This is a genomic window from Acidobacteriota bacterium (assembly GCA_009691245.1).
GTDB lineage: Bacteria > Acidobacteriota > Terriglobia > 2-12-FULL-54-10 > 2-12-FULL-54-10 > SHUM01.
Window position 1 is genome coordinate 49,267 of the sequence record SHUM01000010.1, and the last position, 24,801, is coordinate 74,067.

The 24,801-nt window shown below is 60.9% G+C and carries 16 protein-coding genes; 13 read left to right on the forward strand and 3 right to left on the reverse strand.

Features of this window, described 5'->3' with window-relative positions; genetic code table 11:
* The first annotated feature begins 155 nt into the window (after nucleotides 1–155).
* Nucleotides 156–1,916, forward strand: coding sequence for an alpha-glucan family phosphorylase (glgP, locus tag EXQ56_04245; GenBank protein MSO19662.1), 1,761 nt, complete (start codon nucleotides 156–158; stop codon nucleotides 1,914–1,916).
* 37 nt (nucleotides 1,917–1,953) lie between these two features.
* On the opposite strand, the gene EXQ56_04250 is transcribed toward glgP, so the two are convergent.
* Both EXQ56_04250 and EXQ56_04255 read right to left on the reverse strand, forming a co-directional pair.
* Nucleotides 1,954–3,156, reverse strand: a complete 1,203-nt coding sequence (locus EXQ56_04250) for an MFS transporter (GenBank protein MSO19663.1) — start codon at nucleotides 3,154–3,156, stop codon at nucleotides 1,954–1,956.
* Between the two features lie 260 nt (nucleotides 3,157–3,416).
* Nucleotides 3,417–5,387, reverse strand: coding sequence for a hypothetical protein (locus tag EXQ56_04255; protein ID MSO19664.1), 1,971 nt, complete (start codon nucleotides 5,385–5,387; stop codon nucleotides 3,417–3,419).
* Nucleotides 5,388–5,708: 321 nt separating this feature from the next.
* On the opposite strand from EXQ56_04255, the gene EXQ56_04260 reads away from it, so the two are divergent.
* From EXQ56_04260 to EXQ56_04300, 9 genes are all read left to right on the forward strand, one after another.
* Nucleotides 5,709–7,217, forward strand: coding sequence for a hypothetical protein (locus EXQ56_04260; protein ID MSO19665.1), 1,509 nt, complete (start codon nucleotides 5,709–5,711; stop codon nucleotides 7,215–7,217).
* Between the two features lie 150 nt (nucleotides 7,218–7,367).
* Entirely contained in the window at nucleotides 7,368–8,402 is a 1,035-nt protein-coding gene (locus tag EXQ56_04265; protein MSO19666.1) for a hypothetical protein, read from the forward strand.
* Nucleotides 8,403–9,185: 783 nt separating this feature from the next.
* Nucleotides 9,186–10,202 carry a ferrochelatase gene (hemH, locus tag EXQ56_04270; protein MSO19667.1) on the forward strand — a complete coding sequence of 339 codons (1,017 nt, stop codon included), beginning with the start codon at nucleotides 9,186–9,188 and terminating at the stop codon, nucleotides 10,200–10,202.
* 39 nt (nucleotides 10,203–10,241) lie between these two features.
* Nucleotides 10,242–10,562: a hypothetical protein gene (locus EXQ56_04275; GenBank protein MSO19668.1), complete on the forward strand. Its 321-nt coding sequence runs from the start codon at nucleotides 10,242–10,244 to the stop codon at nucleotides 10,560–10,562.
* A 186-nt stretch (nucleotides 10,563–10,748) separates the two neighbouring features.
* Nucleotides 10,749–12,599, forward strand: a complete 1,851-nt coding sequence (locus tag EXQ56_04280) for a DNA repair protein RecN (GenBank protein MSO19669.1) — start codon at nucleotides 10,749–10,751, stop codon at nucleotides 12,597–12,599.
* 92 nt (nucleotides 12,600–12,691) lie between these two features.
* Complete coding sequence (locus tag EXQ56_04285) at nucleotides 12,692–14,248, forward strand: HlyD family efflux transporter periplasmic adaptor subunit (GenBank protein MSO19670.1); 1,557 nt, start codon at nucleotides 12,692–12,694, stop codon at nucleotides 14,246–14,248.
* Nucleotides 14,249–14,446: 198 nt separating this feature from the next.
* Nucleotides 14,447–15,235: an ABC transporter ATP-binding protein gene (locus EXQ56_04290; GenBank protein ID MSO19671.1), complete on the forward strand. Its 789-nt coding sequence runs from the start codon at nucleotides 14,447–14,449 to the stop codon at nucleotides 15,233–15,235.
* Between the two features lie 222 nt (nucleotides 15,236–15,457).
* On the forward strand, nucleotides 15,458–16,681 hold the full coding sequence (locus EXQ56_04295; protein MSO19672.1) for an FtsX-like permease family protein: 1,224 nt from the start codon (nucleotides 15,458–15,460) through the stop codon (nucleotides 16,679–16,681).
* A complete protein-coding gene (locus EXQ56_04300; GenBank protein ID MSO19673.1) occupies nucleotides 16,674–18,839 on the forward strand; it encodes a hypothetical protein in 2,166 nt (721 codons plus the stop codon). Before EXQ56_04295 ends, EXQ56_04300 begins: the two co-directional genes overlap by 8 nt.
* Before the next feature lie 186 nt (nucleotides 18,840–19,025).
* On the opposite strand, the gene EXQ56_04305 is transcribed toward EXQ56_04300, so the two are convergent.
* Nucleotides 19,026–20,585 (reverse strand): hypothetical protein, encoded by a 1,560-nt coding sequence (locus EXQ56_04305; GenBank protein MSO19674.1) that lies wholly within the window; start codon nucleotides 20,583–20,585, stop codon nucleotides 19,026–19,028.
* A 586-nt stretch (nucleotides 20,586–21,171) separates the two neighbouring features.
* Between EXQ56_04305 and EXQ56_04310 the strand changes: the two genes are divergently transcribed.
* From EXQ56_04310 to EXQ56_04320, 3 genes are all read left to right on the forward strand, one after another.
* Nucleotides 21,172–22,353: a hypothetical protein gene (locus EXQ56_04310; protein ID MSO19675.1), complete on the forward strand. Its 1,182-nt coding sequence runs from the start codon at nucleotides 21,172–21,174 to the stop codon at nucleotides 22,351–22,353.
* A 249-nt stretch (nucleotides 22,354–22,602) separates the two neighbouring features.
* The gene (locus EXQ56_04315) at nucleotides 22,603–23,001 is read left to right on the forward strand and encodes a hypothetical protein (GenBank protein MSO19676.1); all 399 of its coding nucleotides are present in this window, start codon (nucleotides 22,603–22,605) and stop codon (nucleotides 22,999–23,001) included.
* Between the two features lie 10 nt (nucleotides 23,002–23,011).
* On the forward strand, nucleotides 23,012–24,801 hold a 1,790-nt coding region (locus EXQ56_04320), incomplete at its 3' end, for a hypothetical protein (GenBank protein MSO19677.1).

The window sequence follows — 24,801 nt, forward strand, 5'->3', positions numbered from 1 at the left end:
CATTTGACGAAAAGCAGGTTCCTCGCTGCGCTCGGAAGGACGACTTCAGATTATCAACAACCAGCCAATAAAAAAATTCCGCGCATCCCAACATCTTTTGCCCGTCCGCGGCGTCATCGCGCACGTTGGCGCGCCGAGTGGGCTAGAATGGGTTTATGCTGACTGCGACGGGAAGCAGCAAGATTGTAATCGCCTATTTCTCAATGGAGATCGCGCTGGACTCCGCCATGCCCACGTATTCGGGCGGGCTGGGCGTGCTGGCCGGCGACACGCTGCGCGCGGCGGCGGATTTGGCCGTGCCCATGGCGGCGGTAACGCTGGTGCATCGCAAGGGATATTTCCGGCAGAAGCTCAACTTGCTGGGCCAGCAGAGCGAGCAGCCCGAGCAGTGGCAGCCGGAAGCGATGCTGGAGGCCATGGGGCCCATCGCCAGCCTGCGCATCGAAGGCCGCGAAGTGCGCATCCGGGCCTGGCGCTACGCGGTGCAGGGACTGCACGGACACGCCATTCCGGTGTATCTGCTGGACACCGCGGTGGAGGGCAACACGGCGGACGATCAGGCGCTTACCGATTCGCTCTACGGCGGCGATTCGCGTTACCGGCTGTGTCAGGAAGCGGTACTGGGCCTCGGCGGCGTTGAGATGCTGCGCCTGATGGGGCACACCGGCATCCGCAGCTATCACATGAATGAGGGCCACTCGGCGCTGCTGACCCTGGCACTGGCCGAGCGCCAAATCAGCTCCCAGTCCGGCGCGAAGCGTGCCGCTAAACTTTCTGATGCCGACCACGAAGCCGTGCGCAGGCAATGTGTCTTCACCACGCATACGCCGGTGCCCGCCGGTCATGACAAGTTTTCCTGGCCAATGGTGAAGCAGGTGTTGGGCGCGGATCGCGCCGACCTGCTCTCGAAATCCGGCTGCTGCGCCGACAACGCGCTGAATCTGACTTTTCTGGCGCTGCGTTTTTCGCGCTACATCAACGGCGTGGCCATGTCCCATGGCGAAGTGTCGCAGGGCATGTACCCGTCCTATCCCATTCGCTCCATCACCAACGGCGTTCACGCGCACACATGGACGTCGCGGCCCTTCCAGACTTTGTACGACCAGCATATCCCGCAGTGGCGCACGGACAATCGCTATCTGCGCAACGCCATCGGCATCCCGCTCAAGGAGATTCAGCAGGCGCACCAGCGGGCGAAGCAGTCGATGCTGGAGTTGATCGCCAAGCGCACCGGCGTGAAATTGAAGGAAGGCGTGTTCACCATCGGGTTCGCGCGCCGCGCCACGGCCTACAAACGCGCTGCGCTTCTGTTCACTAATATCCAGAGGCTGCGCTGGATCGCGCGCATGGTGGGTCCGCTGCAGATTATCTTCGGCGGCAAGGCGCATCCCAACGACGCGCCGGGCAAGGCGCTGATCCGCGACCTGTTCGAGGTGGCCGAGTCGCTGAAGGGCGCCATTCAATTGGTGTATGTCGAAAATTACGACATGGAGTGGGGTAAGTCGCTCACCTCGGGTGCCGACCTGTGGCTGAACACGCCGCAACGGCCACTGGAGGCCTCCGGGACTAGCGGCATGAAGGCCGTGCTCAACGGCGTGCCTAGCTTAAGCGTCCTGGACGGCTGGTGGGTGGAGGGGCACGTCGAGGGCAAGACCGGCTGGTGCATCGGAAATTCAGGAAATGGGCCCGGCAGCGAAGTCAGCGCCGAGCCGGAGGACGCCGTGCAGGAAGCCAATTCACTTTACGACAAACTCGAGACCACCATCCTGCCCATGTACTACGGCCAGCCCAACGCCTACGCCGCCGTGATGCGCTACACCATCTCGCTGAACGGCTCGTACTTCAACACCCAGCGCATGGTGCGACAGTATCTGACCAACGCCTACTTCCCCGAAGGCGAAAGCGTTTCGTTCTAGCGCATTCCGTGCCAGTGCCGCGCGGCACTGTCGCGCATCACTTGCGCGGGGGCTTGAGCGTGGCGATGATCACCAGCGCGATTACCAGCAGCACGGCGGCGATGTCGAAGGCGCGCGTGTAACTCTTGAACTGATCGAAGAGCACTCCGCCGAGCCGCGGGCCCACCACTCCCGCAACACCAAACGCCAGAAAGACAAATCCGTAGTTTGCGCCGACGTTTTTCGCGCCGAAGAAGTCGGCGGTGGTTGTGGCGTAGAGCGAGAGCTGCGTGCCGTAGCAGTAATAGATGATGAACAGCAGCGGCCAGAACAGCCAGAGCGAGTCAATGCGTCCCAGCACGGGCAGCGTGACAGCCGATAGCAGCACCATGATGGAGATGGTTCTGATGCGTCCGATGGAGTCCGACAGCCATCCGGAAAGAATGCGCCCCGCCGCGTTGCTGATGGCCGCGATGGTGATGGCCGTCCCGGCCAGCGCCGCGCTCATCCCGGTGATGGAGAGCTGCGCGAAGGGCAGCAACTGGCTGATCACCAGCAACCCCGCGCTGATGCCGAAGGCGTAGCCGATCAGCAGACGATAGAACTGCGAGGTACGCAGCATCTCCGACGGTGTGTAGTCGGCAGGCTTCACGCCGCCGGCGGCGACGACTGGCGGTGTCCATCCAGCGGGCACGTAACCGGTGGGAGGATTCTTCATCAACTGTGCGGCGGTCATGGTGGCGATGAAGTAGACAATGCCCTGCCACATCAGCACAGACTGCCAGCCATACGCGGCGATCCAGCCGGGAATGAATGGGCCCAGCAGCGCCGAGCCAGCGCCGAATGCGCCGACAGCGATTCCCACCACCAGTCCTCGCCGGTCGGGGAACCACTTCGAGATTACCCCGATGGGCGGGACGTATCCGAAGCCGGTGCCGATTCCCACCACGACGCCATACGCCAGGTACATCTCCATCAGGCTGCTGGCATGGCTGGTGAGAAAAAATCCCAGGCTGAAAATAATGCTGCCTAGCATGGAGACGATGTACGGCCCTTTCTTGTCCTGGAGACGCCCTCCAATCAGAAAGGTGATGGCGAAGACCACCACCGCGATGGAGAAAATGTTCGAGACTTCGGTGCGCGTTACGTGCAACGCCTTTTCGAGCGAGGGCACATAGAGGCTCCAGCCGTAGAACGCCCCCAGCGAAAGATTCATCAGCACGCCGCCAACGACCACGAGCCAGCGATTGCCAGTTTGCATAGCGCCTCGCGTATCAAGAGTAAGAAACCCTTGCAAGATTAAGAAGCCCCTGCATGATACCCGCACGCGGACTCCGGATTCAAGGGGATTGGGGAGTAGGGAGGGCCAGGCGGTTGGTTGGTGAGGATCGTAATCAAATTGCTGTCATCCTGAGCGGAGCGAAGGATCTGCTTTTTCCCCAATCCGCAGGGTAAAGCAGGTCCTTCGCTCCGCTCAGGATGACAGCCGAAAATACTTCATGTATTGCAGGGACCGCAGAGCTATTTCTTTGCGGCGTTGGGGTCGGTTGCCGGCACGTTCATATACTTCACCTGCGTACCGACCGCGGCCTGACCTGCTTCCTTAGCAAACGCTTCGCGCCAGAACATGATCTTGCCGCCGACTGCGGTCAGCTCCGGATAGGTGCTGGCGATTTGATCCTCCGGCACCGTGAAGTAGTCCTTGTTGAGCACCACGAAGTCGGCATACTTGCCCGGCTCGAGCGTTCCTAGTTCCTTTTCCTTCTGGAAAAACTCGCCCTGCCAGACGGTCATCATCTTCATCAGTGTGATGCGGTCGATGCGCTCTTCCGGAGCGATCACCTTGCCCGCTTCGTTCTTGCGCGTGATCAGCAGCGCGGCCGAGCCGAAGTAGGTGTTGGGATTTCCGGAGTCGCCGCTCCAGGACTCCTCGTTTTCGTAGACCACGCGCACGCCGGCGTCGATCAGGCCCTTGGCGGGCGAGATCCACTTGCCGTACTTCTCGCCGTAGATATCCAGGTAGGGCGTGCTGCGGTTGATGAAGGCGCCGTTGCAACTGATGATCCAGTTGAAGTCCTTCAGGCGCGGCATCTGCGCGGGGCTGGGATAGAAGCCGCAGTGGTCGGAGCTGAAGCGCCGCGAGCGGATGTATTCTTTGGTGATGGACGGCTCGTCTTTCATCACCTGGTCGATGATGTCCATGATGTTGGAGACGCCCTTGTCGCCGTAGGAGTGGCCGACGGTGAGACGCTGACGCGAGCGGATGACGGTGTAGATGGCCTTGGCCATGTTGTTGCCGGGTTCGACGCGGCACCACTCGCGCGCCTTCACCGCTGCCGGAGCTTCCATGGTGGAGCAGATGGTGGGCGGGCCGCCGTCGATGTTTTGCAAGCCCACGCCGCTCTGCCAGAAGTACGGCGTGCCGAGACCGGCCATGTCGCCGAGGCGCAGATAGAATGCCGACGGATTCGCATTGCCCTCGAAGCCAAAGTAATGGGTGTAGGCGAAGCGCATGGGCATGCGGTTCTCGCGCTGCAGCTTCATGAACGCGTGCATGTAGACCAGGCCCACCATGTGCGATGAGTAGGTGGTGATGCCCAGCGCCGAGTTATTCACCAGGTCTTCTTCAATGACGTTGGCCAGCAGGTCAATCTTGTCGTGGAAGTAGAGATCGGCGGCCAGCGAGCGAGCGTACTCGGTCAGATCGCCGAGGCCCTGCTTGTCCATGCCCTGCAGGCCCAGGGCCTCCTCGGGGTCGGATTGATACAGTTCGCCGATCATCTTGATGCCCGCGCTATTCACCGTGTAGACGGGATGCGATTGGATCATCACCGGATTTTCGGGAGCGAGCTTGTCCAGGTCCGCGCGGGTGATGCCGCGCTCCTGAAGAAACTTCGGGCCGATGCCCAGGCCGGAGTTTCCGCCGGTGGGCAGATTGATATAGGCCCACTGGTCTTTCGGCGCGTTGGCCATGTTTTCCTTGAGCACCAGCTCGATGCCCTTGCGCAGTTCCCCATAGTCCTTGCCCGCAACGGAAAACTGGCGCGAGACCGCCGCCAGCATCTCGGGATGCTCCTTGGCGTAGCCCGAGACGGCGTTGTTGTGGATGTGGGTGTGCGAGTCCATGATGCCGGGGATCACGGTGCGTCCGCGCAGATCGATTTTGGTGGTCTTGGGTCCGGCGTAAAGCATCATGTCAGCGTTGCTGCCGACGGCGAGAATCTTGCCATCGCGCATGGCCATGGCCTGGCCGATGGTTCCCACAACCTGATTGGTGGTGGCGTCGTCCATGGTAACCACCTTGCCGTTGTGGATCACCATGTCAGCATAAGAGATCACCTGCACCGGCACGGTGGCGGTCTGCTGCGCGCCGAAACCAAGTGCCGCGCCGCTGGCCAGTATCAAACTGAACATCAGGCTGAACATCAGGCCGGACTTCAGGCCGCGAAGGCCCACGGCCTTCCGACGTATCGTCATTTCTCTAAATTGCATCACTTGTTCCCTTTCTCAATTCTCATGGAGTTAAAAGTCGTGTCAGAGTTCAGCCAGTGGCGCATAGTCCTGATGGCGCCCACGTTCCTGTATGGCTGGAGTCTGGCTGCAAGGGATTATACGATAAGTCGGCCCGTTGCGCGACAGGGCACTTCGGGAAAATCAGCAGTGCATTTCCTTGCAGGTTCCGTCTCGCTGGTACCTCCCGGATTTGCCTTGCTATTGCCCCCAAAGACGAATACCCTTGCGCTATCTCCGGGTAGCGGGCCCGGTGCGGCGAGACATTCACGCGGGGCACGCGGGCATACGGGGAATCGTCTCTTGAAAACTCAGTTGGTTGGATTCGACCGCTTGCGGGCAGGCTGCATTTCAGAACGGAGAGCCACGCAGTTGTGCGCGTTGGCATTGGCCTTGCTGGTCCCGCTGGCCTTCGCGCCCGCGCTGAATGACTATCTACTCTCCGATTCCTTCCGCATCGTCGGCCTAATCGACTTTCCCGCCGCACTCCAGTATTTTCACGGTACCACCGGTTTTGGCCGCAATGAATTTCGCCCGCTGATTCCGTTGAGCTACGCCGTCGATCAACTGATCTGGGGAGACCAGCCGTTCGGGTATCACCTCACCAATGTGCTGATTCACACCGCGAACAGCGTGCTGATGTTCCTCATCTTCCTTCGGCTCACTAAGGCGGTGCTGCCCGGCTTCGTCGCAGGCGTGCTGTTTGCCTTGCAACCCGCGCACCACTCGCGCGTCTTCTGGATCGCTGCGCGCGACAGTGCGGTATGCCTGTTCTTTCTGTCGATCTGCTGGCTCGCCTATCTCCACGCTCGGGAACGCGAACCTGCGGAACTCGCCGACAAAGCCGGGACAACGCGGCGGAGTCACCGTCTGCTGCACGGCATCTCGGTAGCGTCCTTTCTATTCGCACTGCTGAGTTACGAAGGGGCGGTCGCCTTTCCCCTGGTGTTGATGGCCATGGAGGCGATGGTTTACGGCGATGGCGCACCCTGGCGGAAGAGACTGTGGATTGCCCTGCGAGCTACGTGGCCGATGTTGGCGCTGACGGTCATTTACCTGGCCTGGTGGCTGCTCCTGTTTCGTGGAGCGGTGGGCGATTACGACCTGCTCATCACCGTGCAGGGCATGGCGGAAAACTTCTACCGCCTGCACTACCGTTTGTTTTACCATGTGCAGCATTGGCTGGGGCTGGCCTATCTGCTGGCCTTCTATTGGCTGTGGCGCGAGCGGAAGACGCTGCAGCCGCTGCTGGGGTTTTCGATCGCGCTGATCTGGATCGGATATCTTCCTTACATGCATGTGCGCGGGTTCGCGGATCGCTTTACCATGCTGAGCACGGTGGGAGCGGCGCTGCTGCTGGGTCTGTGCGCCACCAGCGTTACCCACTACTGGAACTCCAGACGCGCCGTGGTGGTGATCCCGCTGGCGCTGATCCTGCTGTTCTCGGGATACTACACTTGGGGCACCAGGCGCAGAATGCGGCAGTGGGTGGCGGCTGGAGAAAAAGCCGAGGCCCTGCTGGTTCAGTTGCGGGAGATGCACCCCGCCTTCCCGGAAGGCGCCACGCTGCTGCTCGACCATATCCCCACCATGCACGAAAACGCCCACGTTTTTCCCACCGGACTGGAGGCTGCCATCCGGCGGCGCTACCGGCAGGAGTTTCCGGAGATTCATTACTTTCCCGCGGAAGTGGCGGCGGAAGTGCGTGAGCAGTTGCTGAACCAGAAGCCCTTCTATCACTTCCGCTATATGCCCGAGCAGGGCCGCCTGGTGGAGATCAGCGCGCCCGACCGCATATCCGCCAATCGATAAACCTCCTCCCGAAGCGAACGGCGCGTTGCGTTTCCTCGCACGCCAGCCTGCTCCGCAAAAATAGTTGGAACCGTACTCCCTTCTAGTGGCATCCTATCTATAGAGTCGGATAATCCCCGGATATGGTCCTCCGTCGTCGACAGTTTTTGAATGAAGGAATTTACCATCGCGAGAATCAAGTTGCGAATACTCGTGTGTGCGGTAGCTCTGCTCGGAGGCCTCGGAACGGCCCATGCGCAGCGCGCCGAACTGCGTCCGGCCAGCCCCATCCGCCTTGCCGGAACCTCGGATTCCAATAGCCCGGTCTATCGCGCGGGCGGCAAGTTTGTGGTGTTCCAATCCTACTCGCTGCCGCTCATTGTGGAGGGGACTTCGCAGGCGGGGCCGCTGCGCGCGCGACCCGTTCTGCTCAATTCATTCACGCATTATCCGCTGTGGATTGAATCTGTCTGGACCGATGACGACGGGACACTATTTGCCTGGTATCACCATGAGCAGTGGATTTGCAGCAGCGGACTTTCCGCTCCAGTGATCGGGGCGCTGGTTTCGCACGATGGCGGCAATACCTTTCAAGACCTGGGAATTGTTCTCGACTCAAGCTACCCCACCGATTGCAGCGCGAAAAACGGATTCTTCGCGGGCGGGCATGGCGACTTCACCGTGCTGCTGGACGGCTCCCGCCAGTTCTTCTACTTCTACTTCACCAACTACAGCGGACCCGCCGACAGCCAGGGCGTCGCCGTGGCGCGCATGCCCTTCTCCGCCCGCACCAGACCCATCGGGCAGGTGCGCAAGTTCTACCAAAACAATTGGACGGAACCCGGACTGAAAGGACGTCTCACCGCCATCCTGCCCGCCAGCGTTTCCTGGACCCGCACCGACACCGATTCGTTCTGGGGACCATCGCTGCACTGGAACACCCACCTGCAACAGTTTGTCATGCTGCTGAACCGCACCTGCTGCGAGCCGGGCTGGCCGCAGGAGGGCGTTTACGTTTCCTACAATCCCGATCTGAGCATTCCCACCAACTGGTCCGCTCCGGTGAAGCTGCTGGACCGCGATCAGGCGCGCTGGTATCCGCAGGTGATCGGTCGTCCGCCCAGCGGAACCGACCGGCTCGCTGGACGCATCGCGCGATTCTACATGGGCGGCGACTCGGACTTCGAAATTGTGTTTGATTATTAGGCAATTTCCGCGTCAGGACGGCAATCACGGAAACTTAATGCAGTTGAAACGGACTGTTGCGGAGCGCATCCTGCAGCGCGGTGCCGGTGGAATCCAGGCCCCCCGACCCGGGAATTCCACCGGATATTTATCACGCGTCCGTCCTCGCTGGGAGGCCATTGCCATGGCGCAGTGAGGGCAGATTCTGAGGCTCCAGCACCTTCAACTTAACACTGCTCGTCAGGGTACTGTCGAGACCTCAGTTTGCCTCATGGGACTTACTCCAACTGCAAGCTGATGCGCCGGCGGGTGGTGAGTCGGTTTGAAATTTCTATCATCAAATCCAGGCCTTCAGGCCGGGGTTGGGGATTGCATTTTATCTAGTCCAGCGCTTTAGCGCTGGGTTGGCTCGCCATTTGTCAGCCCCCTTCAGGGGGCTTTGCCGCCGGAGAATTCCTCGTCAGTTGCCGCACGCGGCGCAAGCCCCGTAAACGGGGCTGATCGTTGTGACCGGTTTCGGCAACCCAGCGCTAAAGCGCTGAGCTAGATAAAATGCAACCACATTCGGCGCTGAAGCGCCGAATGAAACAATAGACCGAAGCTCACGCGCTGGGCTGGAGAATAGCATCCACCCGGAAAATCAAACCGCCCGCTTCCCAGAGGTACATAAAGTTGCGAGGCGAGGCCCTGAGCCATTATGATGATGGATTGCAGTGGACTCGGCAGCCGGCTCTGCGCGCGGCGTATTGGTCGTGTCAACGAGTCCGCGCGGATATTCGATCAAGATTTGGCGGTGAACAGGCAATGAGTGAAAGAGGCAAACTTGGCCCGAAACTGGGCCCGAAACTTGGAGTAGTTTTGTTCCAGTTGGGCGGGCCGGACTCGCTCGAGGCGGTCGAGCCGTTCCTGCACAATTTGTTTCTCGATCCCGACATCATCGACTTTCCTTTCGCCAAGTTGGCACGGCCCGTGCTGGCCAAGTTGATGGCCGTCAGCCGCGCCAAAAAAGTCGCGCACGGTTATGCCGCGATGGGCGGCGCGTCGCCCATTGTCGCCTGGACAAAAAAGCAGGCAGCGGCTCTGGAAATCGTGCTGCGCCGCGCGCCCGCAATGGCCAACGCGCGCGTGGTCATTGCCATGCGCTACTGGAAGCCCTTCACCGAAGAGGCCATCGCTGAACTCGTACGCGAACAGGTTACCGAAATTATCCTGCTGCCGCTCTATCCGCATTTCTCGAAGACCACCACAGGCAGCAGCTACAACGAGTGGAACCGCCACTTTCCCTTCTCGCCGCTGTCCAACGTGCCCGTGAAGTACATCAGGGATTATCCCGAGCACGCCGGTTACGTCGATTGCTTCGTCACCGGCATCAATGAAACGCTCAAGCGTTTCCCCGCGCCCGAGAAAGTTCATCTGGTTTTTAGCGGGCATAGTATTCCGAACTCCGTCGTCGCCTCCGGCGATCCCTACAAGCCACAGATCGAGCAGACCATGCGCAGGGTGCTCGAGCGCGGCGGCTGGACGCTGCCCTCCACGCTCTGCTGGCAGAGCAAGGTCGGCGCGGGCCGCTGGGTGCAGCCATCTGTCCATGAAATTATTCCCACCCTCGGCGCGCAGGGCGTCAAGGACGTTCTGATCGTCCCCATCTCCTTTGTCTCCGACCACATTGAAACCCTGCACGAGATCGGTGAAGAAGTGCGCGAGGAAGCCATGCGCGCCGGCATCGAGCGCTTCGAACTGATGGACGGTCTGAACGACTCGCCGCAGTTCATCAACGCACTCGCCGACCTGGTTCACGCGCAAGTGTCCGCCGCGGTATAAATGTTATAATCAACTGGCAAGGTGATGGAGCCTGCCGCCATGTCATTCCCACTTGAAAACGCCCGACTCTGCATGGATTGCGACACCGTCTTCGACGGCCCGTTGTGCCCCAGTTGCACCAGCGAAAGCTTCTTCCCGCTGAGCCGATGGATTCGCCCCGCGCTGGAAGAGATCAGTCCCAAACCGCCGCGCTCCCTTGGTGAAACATTGGGCCCCAAAGCCGGAAAGACGGCTCGCAACGCCTCGCTGCTGCTGGCCGGATCGGGCCTGGCTTATGGGCTGTGGAAGGCGTTCTACGGCACGGGCAAGCCATCCGACTCCACCCCGCGCAAGAAAAAGCCGGAGGATAAATCCCCGTAGGGATTGCCGCGACGCCGTGGACCGATCCGAGCCGCGACAGTAATGGAGCGTCCACGATGCGCGAAAAACCGGAGGGCTCCTGAGCGCGAACATTGGTCGCGGTAATGATTCGCGTGGACGCTCCATAACTGTCGCGGCTCGGATACAGAAACACTCAGAAACACTCGCGCCTAGGACTGACTCCGGATGCTGCGCCAACTGCGAATTGAAAACTTCGCTCTGATCGACCGGCTGGAACTGGACTTCCACGCGGGTCTCAACCTGCTCACCGGCGAGACCGGCAGCGGCAAGTCCATCGTCGTCGAGGCCGTCGGCCTGCTACTCGGCGATAAAGGCTCTGCCGAGGTGATTCGCAGCGGCGCGGAGCGCGCCCGCCTCACCGCCGTGTTCGCGCCGGAAAGCAAAGACGCCAATCGTTGGAGCGAACTGCTGGCCCGGCTTGCCGAGGCCGGCATTGACGCCGCTCGCGCCGACGAGCTGATCATCCAGCGCGATATCATCGCGCCGGCTGGCAATGGCGCCTCCGCCAGCGCACTCCGCTCGCGCATCTTCATCAACAACCAGTCCGCCACCGCCGCGCTGCTCCGCCAACTCGCTCCGGCGCTGGCCGAGATTCACGGCCAGAACGAGCAGCAGGAACTTTTTCTCGCTTCGGCACAATTGGATTTATTAGATCGCTTCGGCGCGCTGGCTAGTGGCAATGACGCTCTGCGCGCCCAGGTGCGGGAACACTTTAACGCTTGGAAGCAATTGCGGCGCGACTGGGAGTCGCTGCGCAATGACCAGCAGGAGTGGCTGCGCCAAATGGACCTCTGGAAATTCCAGCGGCGCGAGATTGATACGGCCGAGCTGAATAGCGAACGGGATCACGATCTCGACCAGCGTCTGGAGGACGAGAAGCGCGTGCTGGCCCACGCCGAGCGCATCCGCGCGCGGCTCGCCGCGGCCTACGATCTGCTCTATGACGCCGCTCAGTCGTCGATCTCGACCGTCGCCTCCGCCGAGCGCCAAATCTCCGAAGCCGCCGCCTACGACACCGCGCTCGGCGGCGTCTCCGAGTCTTTGCTCTCCGCCAAGGCCCAGGTGGAGGACGCCGCGCTCACCATTCGGGACCGCTTGTCGAATCTCGACGCCAGCCCCGAGCGCATTGAGGAAGTGGAGACTCGCCTCGCCGCGCTCGACCGCCTCAAGCGCAAGTACGGCCCCACGCTTACAGATGTGATGAAGTACGGCGACGATGTTGGACAGCGCCTTGCGCTGGCCGAGAATGGAGAAAGCCGCATCGAGGAACTCGAAGGTCAGGTAAAGCAGGCCGCCGCCGATTATAAGAAGTCCGCCACCGCTCTGAGCGCCGCGCGCCGCAAGGCCGCGAAAGAGTTGCAACGCTCTGTGGAGCGTGAGTTGGGCGAGTTGGCCATGGGCGGCACCCGGTTTGAGGCCAGGCTGACGACCGGCGCTGCGGAGACGGAGTGGCGCTCGACGGGCATGGATCAAGTCGAGTTCCTGCTCTCGCCCAACGCCGGCGAGCCGCTCGCTGCGCTCGAGAAAATCGCCTCGGGCGGCGAGGTCTCGCGCGTGATGCTGGCGCTGGAAACCGTCATCGCCTCGCAACCCATCTCCTCAGCGACGGATCGCAAATCGCCGAAACCCGCCGCTCGCAACGGCGGCGCGAAGCAGTTGGTTGCACATTCCGGCACGGCGCGGTCGGCGGAAGCCGCGCCGCGGCACACGCTCATCTTCGATGAAGTGGATAGCGGCATCGGCGGGCGCGCCGCCGAAACGGTCGGGCGCAAATTGCGCGCGCTGGGTGAGCAGCGCCAGGTGCTCTGCGTAACCCATCTGCCGCAGATCGCCAGCTTCGCCCATCACCACTATCGCGTGGAAAAGATCGAGCAGGATGGCCGCACGGTTACCCGCGTCGAGCCGCTCGACGCCGCCGGTCGCCGCGAAGAGTTGGCGCGCATGTTGGGCGGCACGCAGATCACTCCAGCGCTGCTCAAGCACGCCGGGCAATTATTGAAGACCAACGCCGAATGACGTTGCGGCTACTATCTTGCCGCCCCTGCCGGGGCTACGAAAATGCGGCATTGTATCTATGACAATGGCCTGCACGCAAAGGAACCTTCGCTGTGAATGATTCTCCTGCTCCCTTACTTACTTCCAAACGTCTTGCAATCATTGCCGCCGTCGCGCTGCTGGCCGTTGCCGGAATATTTTTCTTCATCCGCCGCCGGGCGGGCGGCGGCGATACCGAGTTCATCACCGCCAAAGTCGAGCGCGGCGCGATTCGCAAAGTGGTCAACGCCACAGGAACGGTGCAGGCGCTGCTGACCGTGCAGGTGGGCAGCCAGGTTACCGGGCAGGTGCAGGCGCTCTACGCCGATTACAACTCCGTGGTGCGCGAAGGCCAGATGCTCGCGAAGATCGACCCGCGCCGCTATCAAGCTGACGTGAGCGGCGCGGAGGCCAATCTGCTGGCCGCGCAGGCGCGCGTGAAATCCATCGAAGCGGAACTCAACAGCCAGATTGCCAATCAAGCCAGCGCGGCGGCCAACGTCGAGTCGGCTCGCGTGGCCCGCGACAATGCCGCCACGCAGTTCGTCCGCGCCGAGGAACTGCGCAGGCAGGGCATCAGTTCACAGAACGAGTACGACAATGCCAAGGCCAATCGCGACTCCACTGAGGCCCGCCACACTCAGGCGCGCGCGCAGGCCGAGCAGGTGGTCGCGCAGATTGCGGCCGGCCGCGCGCAGATTGAGCAGGCCCGCGCGCAAGTCGCACAAGCGCAGGCCGCGCTGAATCAGTCGCAGGTGAATCTCGAATACACCGACATCCGCTCGCCCGTAGACGGCGTGGTCATCTCGCGCAACGTGGACGTGGGGCAGACCGTCGCCGCCAGCCTGCAAGCGCCGACGCTGTTCCTCATCGCCGGCGACCTGACCAAGATGCAGTTGCAGGCCAGCGTTGATGAAGCCGACATCGGGTTGATCTCCATTTCTGGCCCCCTCTCCGGCTCTCTCTCTGGCGGCCGTGCCGAGCAGGTGCGCTTCACCGTGGACGCTTTCCCCAACCGCAATTTCCAGGGCCGTATCAGCGAGATTCGCCTCGAGCCATTGGCCGTGCAAAATGTGGTCACCTACAGCGTGATCGTCAACGTGGACAACGCGCGGCTGGAACTCAAGCCAGGCATGACCGCGAATCTGACATTCACCATCGCGGAAAAAACCAGCGCGCTGCGCCTGCCCAACGCCGCGCTGCGCTATACTCCGCCGGGCCAGTTACCTGACCAATTACCTGGCCAATTATTAGACGAGATGCCACGCGATGAGCAACTCACCGTTGCTGCGCCAGCCGAGAGGCACGAAACTGCGCCGACTCGATCCGCAAAGCCTGCGCCGCGAACCGGCCCGTCCTCCGCGCTCGCGCCGGGACAGTTGTGGAAGCCCGGCGAAAAAATCCAGTTCCCCGCGCCCGAGGCCGGAGGCACGCGGTCGGCGGTGATTTGGATATTGAATGCACAAAAACAGCCGGAGCAGCGCAAAGTGGAATTGGGCATCGCCGACGGCTCGGCGACGGAAGTGGCCTCCGGAAAGCTGGCCGAGGGCGACGCGGTCATCATCGGCGACAGCACGCAGGCCGCCGAATCGCGCGGCGGTATATTCGGCGGCGGCGGCCCGCCACGCTAACGCGTGCCAGTGCCGCGTGCCAGTGCCGCGTGTCAGTGCCGCGCGCGTCAGCAAGCGGGCCCACGGAGCAACCACGCCGGAAGTGCTCGATTTTTTTTAGAGTCGTCATCCCGAGCGCAGCGAGGGACCTGCTTTTTATGACTCGGCAAAGAAGAAAAGCAGGTCCTTCGCTGCGCTCAGGATGACAACGTAAAAACAATGACTCAAGTGACAACATCGGCACGCACCGTCGTCCACATCGAGCAGGTGCATCGCACTTACCGCACGGGCGACATTGAGGTGCGCGCGCTGCGCGGCGTTTCGCTCGAAGTGGCGGCGGGCGAGATGGTCGCGGTGATGGGGCCGTCGGGCTCGGGAAAATCCACGCTGATGAATATCATCGGTTGTCTCGACCGGCCCACGCGCGGGCGCTATGAACTCGAGGGCCGCGATGTCTCCACGCTCACGCGCGATGAGCTGGCCGAGGTGCGCAATGCGAAGATTGGATTCATCTTCCAGTCGCTCAATCTCGTCGCGCGGACCAGCGCCATCGAGAACGTCGCCTTGCCGCTGGTCTACGCTGGCGTGCCTCAGGAGGCCCAGATGCGGAGGGCGCGCGAAGCGCTGGCGGCGGTGAACTTGTCCGACAAGGAACGGAGCCTGCCCAACCAGCTCTCCGGCGGACAGCAGCAGCGTGTCGCCATTGCGCGCGCGCTAGTGAACAATCCGGCGATCATCATCGCTGATGAGCCCACCGGCGCGCTGGATACGCGCTCGTCGCTGGAAGTGATGGAGATACTGGAGCGCATGAACCGCGAGCGCGGCCTAACCATCCTGCTGGTAACGCACGAGCACGACATCGCCCGCCACGCGCAGCGCCTGATCAACATCCGCGACGGGCGCGTGAATCAAGATGTGGCCGTCGCATCGCAGTTGCGGTCGAGCGAGCTGCTGGCCGCAATGCCGCCCGAGGAAGCGGAAGACGTAAGTGCGCTTCGGGTTTCGTGATGGTTCTCTTGCAACTCGGCTGTCATTCTGAGCGCAGCGAAGGATATGTTTTCCCTGCGCCGCAAGCTAAAGCATATCCTTCGCTACGCTCAGGATGACAACGAATCGTTTTGCAAAGCAATGGTTGGACGTGCGGAGAATACGTTCGACAATCTCCGCATTTTTGCGGAGATTAATATCGAGCATACGGATAATTGTCGTACAGGAAGTGATGGCGCCATGATGTCTTGCTGGACCATATTGAAAATTGCCTGGCGGGCGCTGGCGCGCAATAAGATGCGCAGTTCGCTCACCTTACTGGGCATGGTCATCGGCGTGGGCGCGGTCATTACCATGGTGTCGCTCGGTCAGGCGGCGCAGCGCATGGTGGAGCAGCAGATTGCCAGCGTTGGGCCGAACCTGCTCTTCGTTACGCCGGGGAGCCGCAACACCGGCGGCGTGCAGATGGGCGCGGGAGCGTCGGCCACGCTCACCGACTCAGACGTGGACGCCATCGTGCGCGAAGTCCCGCTGGTAGCCGCCGCCACGCCGATGGTCACTACGCGCGGGCAGATGATCTTCGGCAATCAGAACTGGGCCTCCCGCGTGGAGGGCACCAACGAGCGTGCGCCGGAGATTCGCGCATGGGGTCTCCAGCGCGGCGAATTTTTCACCGGGGCCGACGTGCGCTCCGCGAGTCGCGTGGTGGTGCTCGGCCACACCGTCGCCGACCGTTTGTTCGAGGGTGTTGATCCCATCGGGCAAACACTTCGCCTGAACAATCTTCCGTTTCGGGTAACCGGGGTGCTCGAAGCCAAGGGTCAGGCGCTCACCGGACAGGATCAGGACGACATGGTTGTCGTTCCCTACACCACGGTGCAGAAAAAGCTGAAGCGCACCGCGCTGGCGGTGATCGACAACGCCATGATCTCCACCATCAGCCCGCTGGCCTCGCGCGTCGCAGAGGCGCAGATCACCGAGTTGATGCGGCAGCGGCACAACATTCACGCGGGCGACCCGGACGACTTCCGCGTGCGCAATCTCGCCGACGTGGCGCAGGCCGCCGAGCAGACCACGCTGATCCTGACACTGCTGCTGGGCTCGATCGCCGCCGTGTCGCTGATCGTGGGTGGCATCGGCATCATGAACATCATGCTGGTGTCAGTTACCGAGCGCACACGCGAGATCGGCATCCGCATGGCCGTGGGCGCGCGCGCGAGCCAGATACGTTTGCAGTTCCTCGCTGAGTCGGTGATGCTGAGTCTCGTCGGCGGGCTGATCGGCATTGTGCTGGGATCGGCGGGCGCGGCGGGGATTGCTCACGCATTGAAATGGCCCACGTTCATTTCACTGCTGGCGGTGGTGGTGGCGTTCGTCTTCTCGGCGGCGGTGGGAATCTTCTTCGGATATTACCCGGCGCATCGCGCGGCTTCGCTCGACCCTATCGAGGCGCTGCGGTATGAGTAAAAGAATAACCGCAGAGGGCGCAGAGGTGCGCGGGGTAAAACCCAAAGCAAAGTGGATTGATCGGGGTGATTGGGTTGCGTTGTTTGCCATCGCGGCGCTGGGCGCGATGGTGCGGTGGTCATGGATGTCCGGGCTCCCGGCGATTCTGCATCCTGACTCGGACTCTTACTTTGAAATTGCGCAGCGGCTGTGGAATCGCGGCGAATTCGGCGATCTCTCGCGGCGCACGCCGCTGTACCCACTGCTGCTGTGGATCACCGGCAAATCCGGCGCCGGCGATTTTGACCTGACGCTGCTGGTCCAACATGCGCTTGGCGTGGGCACGGCGCTGTTGACGTATCTTACCGCGCGCGGCGTCGTTCGCTATCGTGTACCTTCACTGTTTGCCGGTTTGGCCGTCGCGGCGGCGCCGGTGTTTATTCTGACCGAGCACAGCGTGCTCTCCGAATCGCTCTACACTTTCCTGCTGGTGGCCGCTGGATATTTCCTGCTGGCGCATCTGCGCGAACAGTGCCGCGACCGTCAGGGAGCGGGGGTTGATTTGCCCATCGACGAACTCAACCACCGCTCCCTGACGGTCGCGGCACTGTTCGATGCGGGCGGCGGCGGAATTCGCGGAATCCTCTGCGGGGTTGCGCTGGGGCTGGCCTGCCTGACGCGGCCCATCGCGCTGCTGATTTTCCCGCTGTGGCTGGTGGTGATAATGCTGCTGCGCGGTCGACACGCTGCGGGGCGCTTTGCCGCCACCGCTGGGATTGCGTGGCTGGCCGTGCTGCTACCGCTGCTGATTCGCAACCAGCAAACGATGGGCCGCATTGCACTGACGGAGTCCACGGGGCGGAATCTGATCTCTGTCACGGACCTTCAGGTGGACTACGCCGCCAGTGAACACAAGGATGTGCTCTCGATCTATCACCGCTACTTGCCGGGTAAGCGCGGGCCCGACGCCGTGGTGGTGTACTCCGCGATGCCGGAGCTGCGCAGGATCGCAAAAAATCCGAATGCCGAAATTCTGGAATTCCTGTCCGATGTGGAGATTGATCGCGCCCTGGCCGACGCCGCGCTGGACTCGATTTGGTTGCATCCGCTTGATTTTCTGTGGAGCCGCTGGCAGCGTCTGCCATTGCTGTTTCTTGATCCATCGGCGAGCCAGTGGTACGCGCTTCGTGCGGAGACGTATGTGCCGCTGGTCGAGTTCACGGGCCGCACTAATCCCGAGATGACCAGCCGCACGGTGGTGAATCATCCGTTGCAGGAGATTGACTTCCCGCGCGCGGCGAGCGTACTGGAGCGCTGGCAGTTTCCGTTTGGAGGCGTGTGGTTTCTGGCTCTGGCGGCGCTGGGGGGGATTGCCAGCGTCGTCGCCGTGCTGGCAAAAACCGAAAGCAGATCCTTCGCTGCGCTCAGGATGACAGCTAATGGGGGTGGGTTGCTGATATTCCTGGCGCTGGCGGCGAGCCTGCTGGTCACGATTCTGATGCAGCCGCCGAACTTGCGCTACCGCCTGCCCACGCTGCCGTGGGAGATTCTGCTGGCGGCGGCCGGCCTCGCGCTGGTGGCCGATACCGCGACGCAATTCGCCATGGTGGCGGGCAGAAAATTTGGCCGCGAGATTCCCTGCTGGATTCCGAACGTCGCGGTCTGCTGTGCGGCGATTGGATTGTTCGTCACGGGGCAAAATTGGCGGGGTGCGCCGGGCGAATCGGCGATCCAAGTCGGCGACTTCGTGGATTCGGCCAACCGGCCCGAGGACGGCCCGCCGATCATTCGGCAGATGCCTCTCGCCGGGCGCACCGTGCCGATGATCTACTGGCGCGGCGATATGCCCGCGCCGCGCAACATCGAGACGCAGGCGGCGGTCCCGCGCGGCGGCGCATATCATCTGCGCGCGGCGTTCAGTTGCGGCGAGGCAAACTGCGCCAACGCGCAGTTGCGGCTGGTCTCATTCGACGCAGTGGGGACGGCGCTAGGCACGCCACTCGGAATAAAAGCCATTTCGCTGGCGCAGGAGCGCACCGACAATGATTGGTTCTGGGAGCAGATCGATGAGCGAGTGACATTGCCGCGCGGCGCAGCGCGCGTTCGCGTGGAGTTAACCTTCGAGCCCGGCCAAGGCAGCGTGGTGATACCGTTCCTCGCGTTGTCGCCGCGCAAGTGATCGTTTTGACCGTGTGACAGTGCCGCGCGCGTCAGCGAGCGGGCCAGTGGAAAAACCATCCCGCGGTCGCCGATGCTTTTACTCCCCGCCAGAGCACAATGTCATCGTGAAACCCAAACCCTGCTGTCCGGGGCATCGTGTTCCATTGGCCCGCTTGCTGACGCGCGCGGCACTGTCACGCGCCACCTACTGTGCTACTACTGGCCAGGGGATGGCCCAATTGACCATGTAGTAGCCGAGCGTGGAGACGATGGCGATGCCGATCAGCGAGAGGATGGCGCCGCTCTTGAACATGGTGCCGATCTTCACGTAGCCGCTGGCAAAGACCATGGCGCTCGGCGGCGTGCCGATGGGCAGCGCGAAGTCGAACGAGGCGGCCATGCCCACGGCCACCATCAGCGCGATGGGATTGAATGTGGCGGTGGGAGCGGCGCCCAGCACCAGCGCGCCGACCATGCCCATGATGGCGATGTTGGAGATGAAGCTGCCCACGATGATGGTGAAGGCGACCACGATCACCACGAAGAGGAAGTTGGACTGGCCGTCGCCGGAGAGTGATTTGATAGCGGTCTGCATGAACGCGCCCAGTCCCACCTTGGGAGAGGCGATGGCGGTGCCGATGGCCAGCGCGCCGGCGATCAGGGCCAGCGTGCCCCACTCGATGCCTTTCACGGCATTGTCCCAACTCATCGCGTAGGTGCCCTTCTCCTTATCGAGCGGAATCAGGAACAGCGAGGTGGCCATGATGATGGCGCTCACGGACCAGTCCAGATGCGACTTCAGCCAAATGGACAGGGCATGTTTCGCGCCGGTGCCCGCACCGCTGGCCAGATCAATCGAGAGCGGGACCAAGTCGGGCAGCATCCACAGGAACATGGCGGTGAGGAAAACGAAGGCCGCGATCTTTTCGCCGCGCTTCATGGGGCCGAGCGAATCGCGCTGCTTCTGGAGGAATTCCATGGAGCCTTCCCAGTTGGGCATCTCCGGCTTGATGACAAACTTGATGACCAGGAACACGGCGACCATCGAGACGGCGAAGACCGGGAACACCACGTAGATCCATTCGAGGAAGCCGATGCGGTAGCCGAGTTGTTCGACGAAGTTGCGCGCGATCAGGTTGGGCGGTGTGCCCACCGGCGTGGCGATCCCCAGGTTCGATCCCCAGGCGATGGAGAGAAACAGCGCCTGCGCGTAGCGGCTGTCCTTGTCAAATTTGAACGTGGTGGCGAGGCCCGTGGCAATGGAGAGGAAGATCATGGTGGTTACCACATGCGACATCACCGAACTCATCGCGGCGGAACCCAGCCCAATCAGCAACAGTACGCGCCAGGGACGTCCGCCCACCAGCGGCGAAGCGACCATGGTGTAGGCAATGCGATTGGTCAGCCCGTGCAGGGAAGTACTGTGGCCGATGATCATGGCGCCGAGCAGGAAGATGTTGATGGGGTCGGCCCAGCGCGAGAAGGCCTCGCCCACGGGTTGAATGCCGAAGAAGACCAGTCCGGCCATGGCCAGGAATGAAGTCACTGGAATCGGGATGACTTCGCAGATCCACCACAGCACGGTCCACAGGAAGATGCCCAGCGTCTTCATGCCGACCGGGGCGACGTCGGGCAGCGGCGGCGCCATCACGCAGAGGATCATGGCCAGCGGCCCGGCGAAGAGGCCGAACAGGCGGCGCTGCTTCTCGAAACGCTCTTCCGCTTCCGTAAGAGAGCTTGCTACTTTAGTAATGTCCCAACCCATCGCGCCTCCGGTACCGTGGAAAGTGAACTGAGTTTATGATGAAGTATCCGAACGTTTCTACCAGACTTTGCGAGCGGTTGCAAGCGTGGGGCGGGCAGGCAAGTGGGAGGTTGGAACGACTTCGGATGACCGCGGTCGGGTAGAGCTGGTAAACGTTTCGCCATTGCTCAGTAGTAATTGTCCCAGACACCGATTGGCTCGCCAACGGAAGTTGCTGGAGGCACCCGGCGAGCTGCGCGCCTTCAGTTCCGCATTGACAATCCACGGATTCAGCGACGATAATCACGCATAGTAATAGCGCAGTGGGAGGCGACGGATGGCAATCAGGCACATGGCAATCAGGCACATGGTTGTTGCACTTGTTTTTGTTGGACTCATGGCGGGGGCTCCTGTGCGGGGAGAAGAAACTCCCAAGCCGGGCGAAGCTGGTTCCAATGGCGGGCAGGCTCCGACATTTTACAAGAACGTGGTTGGTATCTTTCAAGCGAATTGCCAGAGCTGCCACAGGCCGAATCAAATCGGACCTTTTTCCCTGATGGATTATCAGAGCGCTCGTCCCTGGGCCAGAGCCATCAAAATTGCGGTCATGGATAGGAAAATGCCGCCGTGGCTGGCCAATCCAAAGTATGGCCATTTCAATAATGATCGCTCGCTGAGCCAGGCGGAGATCGACACCATTGCGGCCTGGGTGGATCAAGGCGCGCCGGCGGGCGATGCGAAAGATGCGCCCGCGCCGGTGCGCTGGCCCGATGGTGGTTGGACGGTCCAGCCCAATGTGGTGGTGGACCTGCCAGCCTATCCAGTGAAGGCGGCTGGAGTTGTGGAATGGGAGAGCGTGCTCATCCCCGGTCCGTTCAAGGAAGATACCTGGGTAACCTCGGTGCAGATTCTGCCGAGCGATGCGGCCGTGGTGCATCACATGTGCTTTGAGTTTCAAAAATACAATCCCGACCTGCCCTTCAACGTCTATGAGTGGGTGGAGATTCCCCGCCAAGATAATGGCGACGCCAAGGTTTACGATGGAAGGCCGCACCCGACCGAAGGCACGATTCTGCGGCGCGCCGTCGGCAGCACCGAGGTGACACGCTTCCAGGGAAAGCTCACCATCAAGGGCAGCAATCAGTTTTGCTACCTGCCGGGATTGACGCTGGAAGATTATCGGCCGGTGAATGCGGCCGTGCTGGTGCCCGCCGGTTCCACCATGGCTGTGGACGTGCATTATACCGCCAGCGGGAAGGACTCGGTGGATCGCACCAGGATCGGCTTCACGGTGACGAAAACGCCGCCCGCGAAGAAGTTCATCAACCTGGGTGGCGGCGATGGCGATGAAAATCCCGTCGACAGCCGCATACAGGACAATATGAAATTGGCCATTCCGCCCAACGACGGCAACTATGCCGGCCCTCCCGCGGACATCATCTTCAAGAAAGAGGCCGAGCTGGTCTGGTTCCGCCCGCATGCCCACCAACGGGGAAAGAGCGCGCGCTACACTTTGATTTATCCCGATGGCCGTGAAGAAATTGTTCTCGATGTTCCGCGCTATGACTTCAATTGGCAACTGACCTACCGAACGTCTCTGAAGATCCCCAAAGATTCACGCATGCACGTGCAGTTCACCTATGACAATTCAGTCAACAATAAATACAACCCCAACGCCAACAAGTGGGTGTATTACGGAGGGCAGAGTTGGGAAGAAATGGGCACCCCCAACATGGGCTTCCTGGTGGACCAGAACACTAAGAAGGAAGACATCATCAAGGAGCAGTGATGAGGGAGGAGTGCTGATTAGATTCCTTGTAACAGGGAACACTCCAGAACTGCGCGATTTGTTCAAAGTAATGTGCGCAGTTCAGGCTGTCCCACTTTTCCTTGGGCGTCAACTTCACCGTCGGCGGGAGCAGTGCAAATGCGGTCTGCAATGCTGCCGGTTATCGCGTTGCTGGCGCAGCGGCATCCGGCAACTATCTGCGCGGGAATGGAACTAACTTCGTGAGCAACTCGATTCAGGCAACCGATTGTGCCAAACCTGAACACCAGCAAGATTACTACTGGCACGATGGACGCTGCTCGGTTGCCCGATGCCAGTGCTTCAGCAAGCGGGAAAGTCGCCACCTCCAGCCAGACATTCGAGGGAGCCAAGACGTTCAATGATGCAATCACAGCCAATGGGGGCATCACGGCTCCCGGCCAAGGCATCTCCGCCGGTGGTTTCGCCATCGGCGGGGCGACGGTAATCGATTCCAGTGCCAATATTTCTACCGCAGGTATTGTCCATTCGACGGGCCTGATCTCCAGCGATACTGGATTCAAGTCAGGCGCGAGCGATGGCCTAACGATCAACGTCGGTTATACCGACGATAACGGTAATCCCGGCACACTTCATTTCGTGGGCGGCATTCTCGTGAGCGTCACCTAGGAGACGAGCTATGCGAAACGCATCTCCTTCCCGGGCACTTCTTGTCTTCGCGCTTTTGTTGCTGAGTCTTGCCAGAGCATCGGCCCAAAACCTTTTGCCGACTGTCTCGGGGGCTGTCGCCACAGGGCTACGACCGCTGGGAATGGACATTTTTAGATGGTGTTGCAGTCAACTGGACACTGACGTAGTCGTCGCCAACTCCGGCGAGAATTCCGTTTCGATCTATCGGCTGTCCGCTTCTGAATCCAAGATCAACTTCTCATCAGAACAGAAAGTTCTGGGTATTCCCTCTCCGTATGACGTAGCAGCTTGTCCGGATACGAATCCCCCTATTCTACCCATTGACGTAAGAATGGGGCTGGTGGGAACGTTTTTAATCACCTCCCCCTCAGATAACTCGGTGCGCGTGCTTCGTACGCCCGCAGGGGTTATCGCGGGGGTAATTCCAGTTGGGCCGCAGCCGTATTCCGTTGACTGTTTTGTGGATCGGCTCGGCAAACTCTATGGCGCTGTATCAAACGCTGGCGATAATAGCGCGACCATTTTTGAAGTGGCCTCCTTTCGGGTGATTGCCACAATTCCGAATGTACCTGCGAGTCAGCGTTTTCATGGAATTTATGGGCCACCGGATTCTCGTTATAGTACGAACCGCCTTTTCGTTGCAGGCACGGATGCGAATGTCGTGACGGTAATTAGCCTCGATACCTTCAATGTTTTAACTCAAATTCCCGTTGCGCGCCCTACGGCGATTACTGCGACCTCCTTTGAGGGAGCAACGATTGCCATCGCGAGTGCTGGAAGTAATGAAGTTAAAGGGTACAGTTCACTGGAAGTTGCTTCGACCTTAACCTACCGCAATGTGCCGAATCCTGAGGACATGACGTTTGATCATCAGACTAGGCTGTTCATTGCAACCAATGGCGGGCGGGACTCGCTGACCTATTGGAACTCAGATGAGGATAACAGAACAGTTCGATACTCAATCTCAGGAATACCCGGCGCGGCGGCTCTTGCAGAGATTACACTGAATAGGTGCCTCTCGTTTTTTGGTCGCACTGGTGGCTGCATCAGTTTTGAGCAACATTCTGGTCTGCTGGTTACCAGCACGACTACGAATCAATTATTCTTCGTTCAATTGTTCCGTCCTGGCGCGACCAGTTTTTCCGTCGTCAACAGTGCCAGCTTCGCAACCGTGGCTGTTGCGCCAGGGTCGCTGGCCACGGCATTCGGTCCCACGGGCGCAGGCCAAGCCCTTACAGCCACTCCATCCCCCGAAATGCTCCCGACCATTATCGGCGGAGTCCAGCTTCGGCTCGGCGGTTCCTTAATCTACAACAACGAAGGCAGCGGCCTTAGCTACTCCCCCGCAGGTTCCGTTCTCGCACGACTGCTCTTCGTTGGTCCAACGCAAATAAACTTTCAGGTGCCCCCGAATGGCATAGTGCCCGGCACGATCGTCCCAGCACAGATATTGAAAGCAGATGGAGCCAGTCTACTTACCACCTTAGCGATCTCAGCGTCCTACCCAGGAATGTTTACCATATTCCAGAATGGGCGGGGGCAGGGCGCGGTTCTTAACGATGACTATTCCCAGAACGGCAGTCCGCAAACCATTCTCGGCGCGCGACCGGCGCGGCGGGGGAGCGTGGTGCAGATATACGCGACGGGGGCGGGCGAGACGACTCCTACTCTGCTGGCGGGCGAGCCGGCGCCAGTGAGTGGAAATCCGCTCATACTCACTAATGTGCAGCCGGCAGTCACTATGGGCGGAGTGAGTGCGCGAGTGCAGTTCAGCGGGAT